This is a genomic window from Collinsella aerofaciens, from assembly GCF_040910245.1.
Classification (GTDB): domain Bacteria; phylum Actinomycetota; class Coriobacteriia; order Coriobacteriales; family Coriobacteriaceae; genus Collinsella.
Map to the genome: position 1 here is coordinate 1 of NZ_JBDGAY010000044.1, position 2342 is coordinate 2342.

Sequence of the window (2342 nt, forward strand, 5' to 3'; positions counted from 1 at the left end):
CATCCGGAGGCGCCCGATCGGCGGCCCCTCGGGGCTTGCCCGTATCGTAGGCAATGCGCCGAATGCTCGCCATCGAAATTTATCGGTGGCCCACTTCAGACTGTAATGGGGATAAGGCGCTAGTGCTATTCGAAACGAGACTCCAGACTCGATAGTCCGTTCAACGTCAGATCGTTAGCGACCTCCGAGATGCGCTCGATGGGCACCGAGCCATCGGAGAGCGCCCACGTACGGTAAATGCCGATAATGCCCGAAAGCAAAAACGCCAGATAATAGTCGAACATCTCGTCCTTGAGGCCGTGGGGCAGCAAGTCGCGCTCGGCAATCTCATGTTCGAGCGGCACGCGCAAACGCGTCATAAAATCGTCGAGCGGAATGTTTTCAATCAGTTGGCGATTGAGCACGAGGTTATTGCAAAGTGCCTCGTTGATGGTCTTAAAAAACGTTGCCGCCGCTCCAAGGGCACGCTCGTTCGTGTCGCCGTCCATAGAAGCAAGCGTTTTCTCGACCGAGTCGGCAATCATCTCCACCACATCAACGGCGATAGCATCGAGCAGGCCGTCAACCGTACCGAAGTGTACGTAAAAGGTCTTGCGATCGACATTTGCCTCACGCGCGATGGCACTCACCGTAATGTCAGCAAGCGGCTTATCCATCAACAGGCGCTCAAACGCAGACAGGATGGCATTGCGGCTGCGAACGATGCGGCGATCGAGACGCGGTTTGCTGGTGGCCATGGACATGTCCCTTCAGAATGCGAGCATTCATCAACAGATGAGAGTTAATCAACGTAAGAGGATTATCCCCCATCCGGCACAAAAATGCCCGGCAACATGAAGAACGCACGACCAACTATTACGCCTTAGGGTGTTTCTTTTTGTTCAAAGCAGCCGGGGACACACGGATGCCGTCGCCCGTCTGGCGCACATAGGCCTTATGCGCCGGTTTGACGGCCCCAGAAGCCTTCTGAGCATGCTGATTGGGATCCACGGTAACCGTATGCACAGGATGGGGCTTTGCAGGCTTAGAGGACGTCTGAGGCGTTCGTCCGAGCTTGCGCATCACGCGATCCCAGCGTGCATGGATACTCTCGTTGTGAGCGCTCTTAAGGCCCAGCAGGGGCGCGGCCAAAATAGTCGGCGCGATAAACGTAATGAGGCGCCACAGCAGATAACCAGCGGTCGAAGCCGATCCAAAGAAATGACCCAGGAACAGCGCGAAGCCGCCCTCGGCGCCGCCGGTGCCACCGGGCAGGGGAACAGCAGAGCTCAGAAGCTGAACAAAGGCGCTCGCGGCCATGACCGAGAAAAAGTCGACTTCGTGGTGGCCAAAGGCAAGCATCAGGAAATACGGCACGAGGTAGAAAAAAGCGAGCTGCAACATAGTGATGACCACCGTGAGCAGCATGGACGAAAAGTGACCGGCCGAAAGCTTGAACTTCACGGAGAACGAGTAGATTTCGCCGTCGACAAACGTACGCCAGCCCTCGATCTTGGTGGCCGAGACGCCCATTCGCTCGAGCCAATTGATGATGCAGTGCGCGACGCGCGTGACGGTCTTGGGCATGAGCGCGACGGCAAAGATGCCAAGCAGAATGCAGCAGTGACCGCCAAAGCTAAAGACGCACAGCAGCGTCATATCGCCATAGCGCTCGGCGAAAAACGGCATGCGGGCAAGCAGCAGAATGGCGCCCCAGGCAACGAGGCCAAACTGATACACGATAAAGCGCGTGAACTGCGTGGCACCGGCCTCGCCGACGTTTTGGCCTGCCTTGGTCAGGCGGTAGATCTGGGCAGGCGTGGAACCCATCATCATGGGCGTCAGGTTGCCAAAGAAGATACCGCTCGCCTCGACAGAGATCAGGTCGCGAATGCCGACGGGCGAATTGGGATCGAGCCAGACGGCGATCGCATAGGCAACGATGCCAAAGAACAGGTACAGGAACATGCAAAAGCATGCAGCAACGAGCCACGGGGCTTGGACGCTCGACATGGCGGCCCAGAACTGTCCCATCTGACCGGTCACGACCAGATAGACGATATAGCCAACCAGCACGACGCCGATAAAAATGGCACCGCGACGTGCACCCTTGTTGTCATCGCCGCCCGAGGCCTCAACCTCGACCTGGGGCTTAGATGTATGCTGAGAGGACTCCTTCATGAGGCTCCTTCTGACCGTCCAAATATCTTGCATATTGTACCCGCAAGGGCCACAAGCAGAACGTAAAGCTATGGGCCAAATGGGAATTGCAGATGGGTTGCTCGGAAATCAGAACCACCCTTAAAAAGGGTGGTTTGCTCTTAGGGTATAACCCACGGGCCCCGGGCTCGCGTCTAAAGGCG

At 56.9% G+C, this 2342-nt stretch carries 2 protein-coding genes; both read right to left on the reverse strand.

The window, feature by feature from the left end; genetic code table 11:
* Positions 1–125 precede the first annotated feature (125 nt).
* The gene (locus AB5Z20_RS09785) at positions 126–737 is read right to left on the reverse strand and encodes a TetR/AcrR family transcriptional regulator (RefSeq protein WP_368157169.1); all 612 of its coding nucleotides are present in this window, start codon (positions 735–737) and stop codon (positions 126–128) included.
* Positions 738–855: 118 nt separating this feature from the next.
* Entirely contained in the window at positions 856–2160 is a 1305-nt protein-coding gene (locus AB5Z20_RS09790; protein WP_368157170.1) for a YbhN family protein, read from the reverse strand.
* Positions 2161–2342: the final 182 nt, after the last annotated feature.